The 12,730-nt window shown below is 69.6% G+C and carries 12 protein-coding genes; 7 read left to right on the top strand and 5 right to left on the bottom strand.

Annotated elements, in window-relative coordinates:
• The first annotated feature begins 90 nt into the window (after window positions 1–90).
• The 5 genes from ACIWQI_RS03560 to ACIWQI_RS03580 all read left to right on the top strand — a co-directional run bounded on the left by ACIWQI_RS03560 (window position 91) and on the right by ACIWQI_RS03580 (window position 5,787).
• On the top strand, window positions 91–1,275 hold the full coding sequence (locus ACIWQI_RS03560; RefSeq protein WP_396655723.1) for a thiolase family protein: 1,185 nt from the start codon (window positions 91–93) through the stop codon (window positions 1,273–1,275).
• The gene (locus tag ACIWQI_RS03565; RefSeq protein WP_396655724.1) at window positions 1,272–2,030 is read left to right on the top strand and encodes an SDR family oxidoreductase; all 759 of its coding nucleotides are present in this window, start codon (window positions 1,272–1,274) and stop codon (window positions 2,028–2,030) included. Before ACIWQI_RS03560 ends, ACIWQI_RS03565 begins: the two co-directional genes overlap by 4 nt.
• Window positions 2,027–2,953, top strand: a complete 927-nt coding sequence (locus tag ACIWQI_RS03570) for an LLM class F420-dependent oxidoreductase (protein ID WP_396655725.1) — start codon at window positions 2,027–2,029, stop codon at window positions 2,951–2,953. Before ACIWQI_RS03565 ends, ACIWQI_RS03570 begins: the two co-directional genes overlap by 4 nt.
• Before the next feature lie 8 nt (window positions 2,954–2,961).
• Window positions 2,962–4,095, top strand: a complete 1,134-nt coding sequence (locus tag ACIWQI_RS03575) for a hypothetical protein (RefSeq protein ID WP_396655726.1) — start codon at window positions 2,962–2,964, stop codon at window positions 4,093–4,095.
• A 126-nt stretch (window positions 4,096–4,221) separates the two neighbouring features.
• Window positions 4,222–5,787: a long-chain-fatty-acid--CoA ligase gene (locus ACIWQI_RS03580; protein ID WP_396655727.1), complete on the top strand. Its 1,566-nt coding sequence runs from the start codon at window positions 4,222–4,224 to the stop codon at window positions 5,785–5,787.
• 11 nt (window positions 5,788–5,798) lie between these two features.
• Here the strand turns inward: ACIWQI_RS03580 and ACIWQI_RS03585 are convergent, their stop codons facing one another.
• Window positions 5,799–6,953, bottom strand: coding sequence for an acyl-CoA dehydrogenase family protein (locus ACIWQI_RS03585; RefSeq protein WP_396655728.1), 1,155 nt, complete (start codon window positions 6,951–6,953; stop codon window positions 5,799–5,801).
• Window positions 6,954–7,049: 96 nt separating this feature from the next.
• Here ACIWQI_RS03585 and ACIWQI_RS03590 point away from each other — a divergent pair, with 96 nt between their 5' ends.
• Entirely contained in the window at window positions 7,050–7,937 is an 888-nt protein-coding gene (locus tag ACIWQI_RS03590) for a CoA transferase subunit A (protein WP_396655729.1), read from the top strand.
• Window positions 7,934–8,740, top strand: a complete 807-nt coding sequence (locus tag ACIWQI_RS03595) for a CoA-transferase subunit beta (RefSeq protein WP_396655730.1) — start codon at window positions 7,934–7,936, stop codon at window positions 8,738–8,740. The genes ACIWQI_RS03590 and ACIWQI_RS03595 overlap by 4 nt, the downstream gene beginning before the upstream one ends.
• Here the strand turns inward: ACIWQI_RS03595 and ACIWQI_RS03600 are convergent.
• Genes ACIWQI_RS03600 through ACIWQI_RS03615 form a run of 4 tightly spaced genes read right to left on the bottom strand, consistent with a single transcriptional unit; the run spans window position 8,730 to window position 12,714 of the window.
• A complete protein-coding gene (locus ACIWQI_RS03600; protein WP_396655731.1) occupies window positions 8,730–9,452 on the bottom strand; it encodes an AMP-binding protein in 723 nt (240 codons plus the stop codon). The genes ACIWQI_RS03595 and ACIWQI_RS03600 overlap by 11 nt on opposite strands.
• A gap of 13 nt (window positions 9,453–9,465) precedes the next feature.
• Window positions 9,466–10,224: an enoyl-CoA hydratase/isomerase family protein gene (locus tag ACIWQI_RS03605; RefSeq protein WP_396655732.1), complete on the bottom strand. Its 759-nt coding sequence runs from the start codon at window positions 10,222–10,224 to the stop codon at window positions 9,466–9,468.
• Complete coding sequence (locus tag ACIWQI_RS03610; RefSeq protein WP_396655733.1) at window positions 10,221–11,099, bottom strand: MaoC/PaaZ C-terminal domain-containing protein; 879 nt, start codon at window positions 11,097–11,099, stop codon at window positions 10,221–10,223. Before ACIWQI_RS03610 ends, ACIWQI_RS03605 begins: the two co-directional genes overlap by 4 nt.
• A gap of 4 nt (window positions 11,100–11,103) precedes the next feature.
• On the bottom strand, window positions 11,104–12,714 hold the full coding sequence (locus ACIWQI_RS03615) for a class I adenylate-forming enzyme family protein (RefSeq protein ID WP_396655734.1): 1,611 nt from the start codon (window positions 12,712–12,714) through the stop codon (window positions 11,104–11,106).
• Between the last annotated feature and the right edge of the window lie 16 nt (window positions 12,715–12,730).

The raw sequence follows: 12,730 nt of genomic DNA on the forward strand, positions 1-12,730 counted from the left end.
CTCCCTTGGCCACCAACCAGTCGGTTGGGGTACGCTACCGCATAATCGGGCGATCCGGCTACCTGGAGCCGACGCCGGCAAGGAGTCACCATGTCCTCACCTCGCACCACCAGCGCCCGGGACGCGGTCATCGTCGACGCGGTGCGCACCCCGATCGGCCGTCGGAACGGCGGTCTTTCCGGCGTGAACGCCATCGACCTGGCGGCGCACGTTCTCACCGCGCTGCAGGATCGGACCGGGATCGATCCCGCGATCGTCGACGACGTCATCTTCGGCTGCGTGCACCAGGTCGGCGAGCAGGGGATCAACATCGCGCGCAATGCCGTGCTCTCGGCGGGGTGGCCGGAGTCGGTGCCCGCGACGACGGTCGATCGGCAATGCGGCTCGTCGCAGCAGTCCGTGCACTTCGCCGCGGCCGGCGTCGTCGCGGGACACTACGACGTGGTCGTCGCCGGCGGTGTCGAGTCGATGTCGCGCGTTCCGATGGGTTCCACGCTCGGTGCGGGAGTGGGCGAGCCCACGACGGACGCGATCCGCGAACGGTACGGAATCGCGTTCTTCAACCAGGGGCTCGGCGCGGAGCAGATGGCGCAGCGATGGGGGCTGACCCGCACCGAACTCGACGAGTTCGCCGTCCTGTCTCACCAGCGGGCCGCTGCGGCAGCCGCCGACGGCCGTTTCCGGGAGGAGATCGCCGCGGTCGACACGCCGGACGGAGTCGTCGACGCCGATGAGGGCATCCGCCCGACGAGCACCGTCGAGATCCTCGCCGGACTCGCACCCGCCTTCCGCGAGGACGGCGTCATCCATGCCGGCAACGCTTCGCAGATCAGCGACGGCGCCTCCGCCCTTCTCATCATGACCTCCGCGAAGGCCGATGAGCTCGGGCTGGCTCCGCTCGCCCGCATCCACACCGCCGCTGTGGCCGGCGACGATCCCGTCATGATGCTGGGTGCTCCGATCCCGGCCACCCGCAAGGTGCTCGACAAGGCGGGCCTGCGCATCGACGACATCGACACCTACGAGGTGAACGAGGCGTTCGCGCCCGTGCCGCTCGCGTGGCTGGAGGAAATCGGAGCGGACCCGGAGCGGCTGAACCCCGATGGCGGCGCGATCGCCCTCGGTCACCCGCTCGGGGCGTCGGGCGCGCGCATCATGACGACCCTCGTGCACCGCATGCGACGGACGGGCGCTCGCTTCGGGCTCCAGGCGATCTGCGAGGGCGGAGGGATGGCCAACGCGACCATCCTGGAGGCCGTCGCCGAGACGTCATGAAGGCGCTCCACGCCGGCAAGGTGGCGCTGGTGACCGGCGGGTCGCGCGGGATCGGACGGGCGATCGCACGGGAACTGGCGGCGGAAGGAGCCCACGTCGTCGTGACCGCCCGCAAGCCCGACGGGCTGCGCGCGATCGCGGAGGAGCTCGGAGAGCGCGGAGCGGCTGTGGTGTGCCATGCCGCGGACGAGTCGGCCGCCGTCGAGTGCCTCGACTCGGTCATCCGCACCCACGGGCGGATCGACCTGCTGGTGAACAACGCAGCCGTGAGTGCGCAGTGGGGACCCGCCGCGGAGGTCGAGGCCGGGCTCGCGGCCAAGATGGCCGAGGTCAACCTCTGGGCGCCGCTGCTGTGGTCGCGGCTCGCTCGGGACGCGGGGATGGCTGAGACCGGCGGCGCGATCGTGAACATCTCCTCCCTGGGCGGCCTCGTCGCCAGCCCCAACACCGGCTATTACAACGCCACCAAGGCCGCGCTCACACACCTCTCCCGAGCCTTGGCCGCCGAGCTCGCTCCGGCGATCCGTGTCAATGTGGTCGCGCCCGGCCTGATCGACACGGCGATGGCCGACGCGATCCCCGAGGCCGAACGCGCGGAGCTGGCCGCACAGATTCCGCTCGGTCGCCTCGGCCGACCGGAGGACGTCGCCGAGGCGGTGTCGTTCCTGCTCTCGGACCGGGCCTCGTGGATCACGGGCGCCGTTCTCGTCGTCGACGGCGGCACGCAGCATCGCGCCGCGAAGGTCTCGTCGTGAGGTTCGGGCTGGCACCGCCGAACTACGCCCAGTGGTTCCAGCGCGACGACATCACCGCGATCTGCCGGCACGCCGAGGAGGTCGGATTCGACAGCCTGTGGTTCGGCGACCACATCGCCCTGCCGCGATCCATCGCCGACATCTTCGGCAACGCCTACCTCGATGTCTTCCCGCTGCTCGGCTTCGTCGCGGCCGTGACCGAACGGGTCACGCTCGGCACGAACGTGCTCGTCGTCCCATACCGGAATCCGCTCGTAACCGCCAAGGAGGCGGCGACCGTCGACCGCCTGTCCGGCGGCCGGCTGGTGCTCGGTGTGGGCATCGGCCATGCCCGCGGTGAATTCGAGGCTCTGGGCGTTCCCTTCCACGAGCGAGGCCGCCGCACCGATGAGCACCTCCGGGCGATGCGGTCGCTGTGGGAGAACGACACCGCCACCTTCTCCGGCGAATGGACGTCGTTCACCGACCTGTGCCCGCTCACCCGGCCGATCCAGGATCCGCTGCCGATCCTCATCGGCGGGGACGGGCCGCGCTCGATGCGCCGGGCCGTCGAACACGGGGCCGGCTGGGCACCGGGCCAGGGCACCATGGAGGAGCTCGCCGCGAAGATCGCGCAGCTGAGCGAGATCGCCGATCAAGCCGGCGCGGCAAGACCCCGCATCGTCGCGCGCTGGCTCATCCATCCCGTCCGTTCCGGCGAGGTCGGTCCGCCGATCCGGCATCGCGGCGAGCTCCGCCGCCCCCGGCTGGACCCCTCCGCGGCGGCGGATCAGCTCGCCCGGATGGCCGAGCTCGGCGTCGACGAGGTGATCGTGGACATCCCCGCCCATCAGGGCAGCTACCGCCGCAACATCGATCTGATCGCCGACCTGATCGGGTCGACGCGGCACGCTGTGCGCAGCGACGATCCGTCCGAGGAATGAGACCCACCGTGAATCGATACCGCCCCTACCGTGTGATCCTCTGGGGACCCGGCTACACCGGGTCGCAGGCGCTGCGCGAGATCGCGCGGCGCCCGGAGCTCGAGCTCGTGGGCTGCTTCGCGTACTCGCCGGGCAAGATCGGACGCGATGCCATGTCCCTCATCGGCGAGCCGCCGTGCGGCGTGACGGTGACCGGGGACAAGGAGGCGATCTATCGGCTGGAAGCGGATGTCGTGCTGTACGCCGGCGCGTCGATGCCCGACGAGTCCTCCCGCCATGACGAGATCACCCGCATCCTGCGGTCCGGCAAGAACGTCGTCACCACGACCGCATACTTCTTTCCGTGGCAGCACGGCGAGGAGTACGTGCGGCCTCTGGAGGACGCCTGCGCCGCGGGCGGCACGACCCTGCACGGCACCGGAGTCCACCCCGGCTGGTTCGTCGAGCGCTTCGCCCTCACCAGCGCGAGCCTGTGCACCTCCGTCAGCCGGATCGCGGTGCGAGAGATCTGCGATCTCAGTCACCACGCCGGCGACGCGATCGCCGCCATCGGTTTCGGCAGGGCTCCGCACACCCTGGGCTCGACGACCCGGAAGACGATCCTGAGCCGGTACTACGTCGAGTGCATCGCCGGCCTGGCTCACCTGCTGGGCTTCGCGCTGGACGAGATCGTCGCCGAGGTGGACTACCTTCCCAGCGTCCGGGACATCTCCGCCGCCGGAACCCCCGTTCCCGCCGGAACCGTGGGCGCCGTCGACGGGACGTGGACCGGCATGATGGACGGAGAGCCGGCGATCTCGATCCGCGAGCTCTGGTACGTCGACCCGGCGCTCGTCGATCCCGGGATCACGCTCACCTCGCCCGACATGTACGAGGTCGAGATCACGGGACTCCCCGTCGATGTCCGCACCCGGGCCGATCTCACCACGTCGGTCGCCGCCGACGTGTTCGGCGTCGACGATGTGCAGTCGGCCGCCAACCTCGCCACCGCGGTCCAGCTCGTGCAGGCGGTGGCCTCGGTGGTCGAAGCGAGTCCCGGCATCCTGCTCGCCCCCGGCTTCGCCTATCCGACGGCGGATCTGCGCACGATCGTCGCGCCCCTCGCGAAGCGGCCGCGGCAGGTGCCGGTGCGGATCCTCTGATCCCGCGCCGATCGATCCGCGCGCATTGAACTTCAACCAACTGGTTGGATACATTTGATCCACACCCTGGCGTCACCGCAGCCGCCGGTCGCGAGACGCTGACAGCAGCCACCCCGGAGCAGCCCGATGATGGACCTGACCTACCCGCGACTCCTCGTCGGCGTCGTCGATCGCACACCCGAGCACACCGCCGTCATCGACGACGATCAGGATCACCGAGCGACTTTCGCGCAGCACCTCGACCGGGTGCTGCGCGCCAAGTCCGCGCTGCGTCAGGGGCTGGGACTCGACCCGGCCGCCCGCTTCGCGGTGCTGGCCGGCAACAGCCACCGGTTCCTCGAGCTGTGGCACACGGCAGCCTTCGGCGGTGCGGTGATCAACCCGCTCAACACCCGGCTCGCCCCGGCCGAACTGGAATTCATCCTCGGCGATTCCGACACCAGGGTGGTCTTCACCGACGGCGCCTTCGCCGAGACCGTCGACGCCGTCCGGGCGAAGGTGGGAATCGACACGGTGGTGCTGCTGGACGACAGCGACGCGCCGCACGACCTGCGCTACGAAGAGCTGCTGGCCGCTCACGATGCCGCGTCACCGGACGAGCCGGACGAGAACGCCGACGCCATCCTGATGTACACCGGCGGCACGACGGGCCTGCCCAAGGGCGTGCTCCACAGCCAGGGCAGCATCGCACGGAACGTCTACCACCTCGACTATGCGTATCGGTGCCTGACCCACGACGACGTCTACCTGCTGAACACGCCGATCTTCCACGCCGCGGGCTGCTTCGGCGTCTTCGGGATCCCCGCCTCCGGCAGCACCAACCTCATCCATCCGACCTTCGATCCGGGGCGCGCGATCGCGGACGCGGAGCGGCACGGAGTGTCCATCGTCGGCGTCGTCGCCGCGATGCTGTCGATGATCATGGAGCACCCCGACTTCGCGGCGGAGAAGTTCCGCCGGCTGCGCATCGTGGGCTACGGCGGCTCGCCCATCCCCAGCAGCGTGCAGGCCCGTTTCATGGAGCACTTCCCCGAGGTGGACATGATGCAGCTGTACGGCATGACGGAAGGCTCGGCCACGGTGACCAGCCTGACGCCGGCCGACCACCGCCGCGGCGGTGCTCGGATCGGCTCGGTCGGCCGCGCCATCCCGGGCGTCCGCGTGCGCATCCAGGATCCGGTCACCGATGAGATCCTCCCCAAGGGAAGCGCGGGCGAGATCGTCGTCAAGTCGCCCGTGGTGATGAAGGAGTACTGGAACCGTCCGGAGGAGAACGCCAAAGCGCTGCGCGGCGGCTGGTACCACACGGGCGACGCCGGATATCTGGACGACGAGGGCTACCTGTTCATCACCGACCGGGTGAAGGACATGATCATCTCCGGCGGCGAGAACGTGTACTCCGTGGAGGTCGAGAACGCGCTCGCGTCGCACCCGGCCGTCGCGCAGGTCGCTGTCATCGGCATCCCGTCAGAGCAGTGGGGCGAAGCCGTGCACGCGATCGTCTGCGTCCGGCCGGGCCAGAATGTCACCGAGGACGAGCTGAAGAACCACGCCCGTCAGACACTGGCCGGCTACAAGGTCCCCAAGAGCGTCGAGCTGCGCAGCGAGCCCCTCCCGCTCTCCGCGGCGATGAAGATCCTCAAGCGCGAGCTGCGTGCACCGTTCTGGGAAGGACGCGAGCGCCAGATCTGAGGCCGGCCGCCTCAGTACGACCGGGGCAGACCCAACGTGTGCTGGGTCACGTAGTTCAGCACCATCTCGCGGCTGACCGGCGCCGATCGCATGAGGCGCGTCAGCCCCCAGAGATCGGCGATGCCGTAGGCGCTCGCGAACGCGTTCCCACCGTGCACCTGGATGGCCTGGTCGAACGCGAGCAGCGCAGCATCCGCTGCGGCGAGCTTGGCGACCGACGCCGATTCACCCACAGCCGGATCGCCGGTGTCGAACTGCCAGGCCGCCTTGTAGGCCATCAACCGGGCGAGCTCGATCTGGATCTTCGCCTCGGCGAGCGGATGCGCCACACCCTGATAGGCGCCGATCGGCTGGCCCCACACGTCCCGGGTCTTCGCGTAGTCGACCGCCTTGTCGATGAAGTAGCGGCCGAGCCCGACGGCCTGAGCCGACACGTTCACCCGCTCGGGGTTCAGTCCCGAGAAGATCTGGAGCATGCCCTTGCCGGGAACGCCGCCGACGAGGTTCTCCGCGGGTACGCGGATGTCGTCGAGGAAGACGGAGAACTGGTTGTCCGGCTCCTTGATCTCCATCGGGATCTTCGCGAACTCCAGACCGGGCCGGCTCGTCTCCACGATGAACATCCCCAGTTCGGGGCGTCCTCGGTCGTCGGCGCCGGTGCGGGCGACCACCAGGATGGCATCCGCGACATCGACGTTCGTGATGTACTGCTTGGCCCCGGAGAGCACCCAGGTGCCGTCCTCGAGACGGGCGGATGTCCGGATGTTCGGGGCGTTCGAGCCCGCTGCGGACTCAGTGAGCGCGAACGCCATCTTGGTCGTCCCGGCCGCGATGCCGGGAAGCCACTGCTGCCGCTGGGCGTCCGTCCCGAACTCGTTGATGATCGGCCCGCACATCCCGGCGACGATGAGGAAGATGAGCGGGCAGCCCTGGGCAGACAGCTCCTCGATGACGATGGCCATCTCGTAGAGACCGCCACCGCCGCCGCCGAACTCCGGGGGCAGGTTCACGCCGCCGAACCCCTGGCTGAAGATCGCCCGCCACAGTTCGTCGACGAAGACGCCGTCCTCCCGGCACTTCACGAAGTACTCGTGACCGAAGTGGCGTCCGATCTCGGCCACCGCCTCGCGCAAGGCGGTGTGCTCATCCGTCTCTCTGAAGTCCATTTGCGTCTCCGTTGACCTTCCTTCGACCACCGCGGTACGTTGTACCCAGTATGTCAGCCGAACGGTCGGTTGAGAATCAATGCGTTTGGGATGCCGATGTCGAGCAAGGTCATGACGGAGGACGAGGCCGTCGCCCTGATCCGCGACGGCGATGTCCTCGGCCTTCAGGCCGGCCCCACGCAGTGCGCGCCGATGTCGATCGTGCGCGGCATCCTTCGCTCCGGGGTGCGCGACCTCACACTGGTGTCGCTCAGCGGGTCGCTCGCGCTCGACTGGTTCGCCGCCTCCGACGCCGTCAGCCGCGTCCTGTTCGCCACGGCGACGATGGAGAGCTTCGGAACGTGCCGACACTTCCGCCGCGGAGTGGAATCCGGCGCGATCGCTGCCGAGGAGTACTCCGAGACGGCGCTGTTCGCCCGGCTTTCCGCCGGCGCGCGGCGGCTCCCGTTCCTGCCGACGCGGGGCATGCTCGGCTCCGACCTCCTCGAGGTGGGGAACGAGAACCTCGCGGTCATCCCCGACCCGTTCGGCGGTCCTCCCGTGGTCGCGTGCCGTGCTCTGCGACCCGACGTCGCGATCCTGCACGCGGACCGCGCGGATGTGCATGGCAACATCGCGATGGATCCGGGACCTCGCAGCCCGATGACGACGCTCCTGCCCCGGGCGGCCGATCGCGTGATCGTGAGCGTCGAGGAGATCGTCGACACCGAGGTCCTCCGTGCCGCGCCCGAGCAGACCGTCATCCCCGCCTTCGCCGTCGATGCCGTCGTCGTCGCCCCGTTCGGGGCGCATCCCACCTCCTTCTTCCCCTCGTACGATTACGACGACCGCTTCTTCGATGCGTGGACGGCTGTCTCCGGGAGCCGCGAAGACAGCCACGCGTTCCTCGACGCCTATGTCCATCGGCCGACGACGCACGAGTCGTACCTCGATCTCGTCGGCCGATCTCGGCTCGACGAACTGAGGGCGATGGTGCGGCGATGAGCGCGGCATCGACTGACGGCGGCGGCTACACCCTCGATGAACTCGTCGTCTGTCGCCTGGCCGCCGAACTCCGCGGCGACGACCAGGTCCTCAACGGCATCTCCTCCTTCGTCCCGGTGTGCGCCATCGAACTCGCCCGACGGACCCATGCGCCGACGATCACCTGGGTGGCGGGCGGCATGGGCGTGTCGCCGGCGCGTCCTCGCCTCACGGCCTCGACCTTCGAGTGGCCCCTGTGGGACAGCTCGCTGATGTATGTGGACGCCACGACGGAGCTGTGGGACTGGGTGGCGGACGAGAGGCGCTTCCGCACGTTCTTCGTCGGCGCCGCCCAACTCGACGCCTTCGGGAATCCGAATCTCTCGGTCATCGGCGACTATCACAAGCCCCGCGTGCGCCTGCCCGGCACGGCGGGACTGGCCGACATGGGCTCCCTGGACAAGCGCCTGATCTACTGGATGCCCGATCACAATCCGCGAACCCTCGTCGAGCGCGTCGACTTCCGGTCGGCGGCCGGGTATCTCGGGGGCAGCGGGGAGCGGGAGCGGCTCGGACTCGGCGGCGGACCAGCCCTGGTGATCACGAACCTCGCAGTTTTCGACTTCGTGTCGTCCACGCAGCGGATGCGGCTGCAGACCCTGCACCCCGGTGTCGAGCTGGAACAGGTCCTGGCGGCGACCGGGTTCGAGCCGGCGATCGCCGACGAACTCGGCGTCACCCCCGCGCCTCGACCGGAGGACGTCGAGCTGCTGCGCACGGTGATCGATCCGCAGGGATTCCGCCGCCGCGGCTTCACGCGCTGAGGACGAACGCTCCGCCGGTCACGAGCGAGCCCAGCACGATCGCGCAGTTGACGTGCACGTCGTGGAAGGGGCCGACCTCCACGGCCGCCCCTGCCTCGCTCGACTCCCTCGGATGCGTCCGGTAAGCCCGTTCGAGCGCCGAGGCGTGGTCCATGGTCACGACGTCCGCGCTCCCGTCTCCGCCGAACGCGACGCGGCCGAGGAACGGATCGGCGACGGAGACGTCGGGAAGCGGCGCAGGACGCTGTTCACTCACCCAGCCGGGCAGAGTGCGGATGTCGATGACCTGAGTTCCGCCACCGAGCAGCTGAGCTCGGGCGTCGAGGCGCTCACCCGAGGCGTCGCGCCCGCAGAAGAGGAGCGTGGGAGCCGTGAGCCGCACCGCGCGAGCGACCTCGTCGTCCGTCCATCCGATGTCGAACGGGGCCAGCACCATGCCCGAGAGTGCGCAGGCGTACTCGATCACGACCCACTCGAGCGTGTTGCGCGCCCACACCGCCACCCGGTCGCCCGCCGACAGCGTTCCCGCGAAGGCCTGCGCCGTCCGCGTGGATGCCGCGGCGAGAGATCCGTAGCTGAGGGCATGGTCGTCCCCGTGTGCGCGCCAGTGGATCGAGGACTGCCTTCCACTTTCTCGAGCGCGGCGCACCAGGATGTCGCCGATCGGCACCGAAGCGGCAGAACCCGCGGGCGACGGTGCCGGCGTGTCCATCTCCACGACGCGATCAGCGTCCGGTGAACACGGGGTCGCGCTTCTGTGCGAAGGCGACGAACGCCTCCGCTACGTCGCTCGAGCCGGTGACGGTCGCGGCGCTGGTGGCCTCCGCATCCAGCTGCTCATCGAACCCCCGACCGAAAGCGGCGTTGAGCAGCTGCTTCGTGAGACGCTGCGCGAGCGGTGCACCCGTGGCCAGCCGTGCCGCGACCTCACCGGCTCGCGTCACCACGTCGTCGGCGACCTCCGCCACGATCCCGAGCTCCTGCGCCTGCCCCGCGTCGATGGCATCGCCGAGAAGCGCCAGCCGCTTGGCGGTATGCAGCCCGACGATCCGCGGCAGAAGCCACGAACTCCCCGTGTCCGGGATCAGCCCTCGCTTCACGAAGACCTGGCAGAAGGTCGCGGTCGGCGAGGCGAGGACGATGTCGGCGACGAGAGCGAGGCTCATGCCCGCACCGTACGCGGGGCCGTCCACGGCGGCGACCACCGGCTGCGGCAGCCGGTGCAGCCGGCTGAACGTCTCGTTGATCCGGCTCAGCAGGACGATGGCCGGCTCGTCCGGCACGGTCTCGGCGAGGTAGGCGCCCGCGCAGAACGCGCCGCCCGCCCCGGTGATGAGAACGGAACGATCCTCGGTCGAAGCGGCGATCGCGTCGAACTGCCTCCCGAGCTCGGCGAAGTCGTCCGGAGTGAGCGCGTTGCGCCGGTCCGGGCTGTTCAGCGTGATCTGGACGACCCCGTCCGACCGAGTCACATCGATGCTCATGACGCCTCCTCCGCTGCGCGCAGCACGACTTCGCCGCCCGTCAGCGCGGGCGCATCCTCACGATCCACGACATCCACCGTGAACGCCAGCCGACCCGCTTCGCGCCAGACCTGCGTGCGCAGCGTCTCCCCCGGGAAGACGACTCCCGCGAATCGCGTCTCGATGGCCTGGATCGCCGCGGTGTCACCACCCAGCATGTCGTCGACGATCGCTCGGGTCACGATGCCGAAGGTCGCGAGCCCGTGCAGGATGGGCCGCGGGAATCCCATCGCCGCCGCGACCGCCGGGTCGGAGTGCAGCGGATTGCGATCTCCCAGGAGGCGGTAGACGAGCGCCTGCTGCGGAAGCGTCGGCGTCTCGATCACGAGGTCGGGCTCACGCTCCGGCGGCGGCGGTGGGCCGTCCGGGCCGCGCTCTCCGCCGAACCCGCCTTCGCCCCGGGCGAAGATCCGCATGCTCGACGTCCACAGTCGCCGCCCGTCCTCGCCGACGCCCTCACTGTCGAGCACGACCACCGCGGCCGAGCCCTTGTCATGGAGAGCGGACACGCCCGTCGTGACCTCGGCGCGGCCCGCACGCGGAAGGGGGGCATGGATCTCGACGCGCTGGCTGGCGTGGAGGATCTTCCGCAGGTCGATGTCGACTCCGGGCAGACTCAGGCCCGGCGTCGACGTCGCCCGCAGGGTGGGGATCACCACGGCGAACGTCGGCACGACGGTGTCGCCGCTTTCTGTCGCTTGGGTGAGCTGGGCGGCGTCCAGAGGGTCCGCGCCCGCGCCCACAGCGAGATGGTAGAGCAGGACGTCGGATTCGTTCCATGCCACCGCCTCCGTGGAGTGCGGGGCGCTCAGCGCGGCGTTCGGGTCGATGGGCATCGTGTCAGCTCCTCAGCGTGTCAGGGTTGGCCGCCAGCTCGCGTTCCGTCTCCTCACGGACGATGAAACGGCGCACCTTGGCCGACGCGGTCATCGGCAGTTCGTCGACGAACCGCCAGGCGACCGGGATCTTGAAGCGGGCGACCTTGCCCGTGAGGTACTCGGCGAGCTCGTCACCGGACACGGTCGCTCCGGGCGCGCGCACGACGACGCCCGCCACTTTCTCGCCGAGTCGCTCATCCTCCACTCCGACCAGGACCGCTGCGGCGATGTCGGGCCGCTCGGTGAGGAGCTCTTCGACCTCGGCCGGGTAGACGTTCTCCCCACCGCGGATGATGACGTCGCGCACGCGCCCGCGGAACTCGATGTAGCCGTTCTCGTCCATCACCCCCAGGTCGCCGGTGCGGAGATATCCGTCCTCCGTGAAGACCTCGGCGGTCTTCTGCGGGTCCTCCCAGTACCCCCGCATGACGTTGGGGGCGATGACCTGGATCTCCCCGGGCTCCCCCAGGGGAACGGGTTCGGAAGTGGCCGGATCCGCGATGCGCACCGCCGTTCCGGCGATCGGGCGACCGACCGTTCGCGCGACCGTCTCGGGGTCGTCGGAGACATCGGTCGAGGTGATGAGGGAGCACTCGGACTGGCCGTATCCGATCAGCGTCTGGGCGCCCAGCTCCGCGCGGATGCGGCGGACCAGAGCGGCACTGACCGTCGCTCCGCCCAACGGCACGGACTGAAGGCGCACGCCCTTCCCGGCGTCGCCGATGCGGGCCAGCAGGTCGACAAGCATCGTCGGCACTCCACCGACACGGGTGATCTGGCCGGACAGCAGCATCTCGACCGCCTTGTCCGGATCCCAGCGATCGACGAGGACGAACGCGTTTCCGCTGAGCAGCGCGCCGAACATCACGAAGCACGACCCGCCGATGTGGTGGTACGGGACCGGGTTGAGCCAGACATCGCCGTCGATGATCGAGTCCGGCCGGTTGCGCTCCGATGCGCCGTTGAGGGCCGCCCGGTGGGTGACGACGGCACCCTTCGCCTTCCCGGTGGTGCCCGAGGTGAATTGGATCAGGAAGGCGTCGTCGGGGCGCACCTCGGGAAGGTCGGCCGCGGGCTGCTCCTGCGCCCACTGCAGCAGGTCCCCGAGCGGAGTCACCGGCACGGTGCCGGCGAGTTCGACGGCACGAGGCAGCAGCGCGGCTCCCCGGATGTCGTCGCCCGCGAAGAACAGCGCTGGGCGGACCAGCTGCACCGCGTGGCGGACCTCATCATCGCTCCACAGCGTGTTGAGCGGGGTGAGCACGACGTTCGCCATGGCGGCCGCGTAATGCATGACCACATACGGGAGGGAGTTGCGACCCCACACCAGCACGCGGTCGCCCGGCTCCGCCGCCGCCGCGAGCGCTCGCGCCACGAGCGTGGCCTGCTCGGCGAGTGCACCGTACGTCAGGTGGTCCCAGGTGCCGTCCTCCCACCACGTGACCACGGGTCGATCCGCGATCTGCGGAAGTCGGCGTTCCAGGACCGCCGGGATCGATTCATCGATCAGGTGCTCGTGGCCCCGGGCCGGATAGATCGACAGCGGTCCGATGCTCGACGGCGTCGCGTCCATGCGTCTGCCTTCCCTC

It is taken from the genome of Microbacterium sp., assembly GCF_044508325.1.
In the GTDB taxonomy this organism is placed as follows: domain Bacteria; phylum Actinomycetota; class Actinomycetes; order Actinomycetales; family Microbacteriaceae; genus Microbacterium.

Bases quoted from the DNA above. Each gene is read 5' to 3' on its own strand.
- ACIWQI_RS03590 (WP_396655729.1), top strand. From the start codon at position 7,050: ATGTCGAGCAAGGTCATGACGGAGGACGAGGCCGTCGCCCTGATCCGC.
- ACIWQI_RS03585 (WP_396655728.1), bottom strand. From the start codon at position 6,953: ATGGACTTCAGAGAGACGGATGAGCACACCGCCTTGCGCGAGGCGGTG.
- ACIWQI_RS03610 (WP_396655733.1), bottom strand. From the start codon at position 11,099: ATGCCCATCGACCCGAACGCCGCGCTGAGCGCCCCGCACTCCACGGAG.
- ACIWQI_RS03595 (WP_396655730.1), top strand. From the start codon at position 7,934: ATGAGCGCGGCATCGACTGACGGCGGCGGCTACACCCTCGATGAACTC.
- ACIWQI_RS03600 (WP_396655731.1), bottom strand. From the start codon at position 9,452: ATGGACACGCCGGCACCGTCGCCCGCGGGTTCTGCCGCTTCGGTGCCG.
- ACIWQI_RS03565 (WP_396655724.1), top strand. From the start codon at position 1,272: ATGAAGGCGCTCCACGCCGGCAAGGTGGCGCTGGTGACCGGCGGGTCG.
- ACIWQI_RS03615 (WP_396655734.1), bottom strand. From the start codon at position 12,714: ATGGACGCGACGCCGTCGAGCATCGGACCGCTGTCGATCTATCCGGCC.
- ACIWQI_RS03560 (WP_396655723.1), top strand. From the start codon at position 91: ATGTCCTCACCTCGCACCACCAGCGCCCGGGACGCGGTCATCGTCGAC.
- ACIWQI_RS03580 (WP_396655727.1), top strand. From the start codon at position 4,222: ATGATGGACCTGACCTACCCGCGACTCCTCGTCGGCGTCGTCGATCGC.
- ACIWQI_RS03605 (WP_396655732.1), bottom strand. From the start codon at position 10,224: ATGAGCATCGATGTGACTCGGTCGGACGGGGTCGTCCAGATCACGCTG.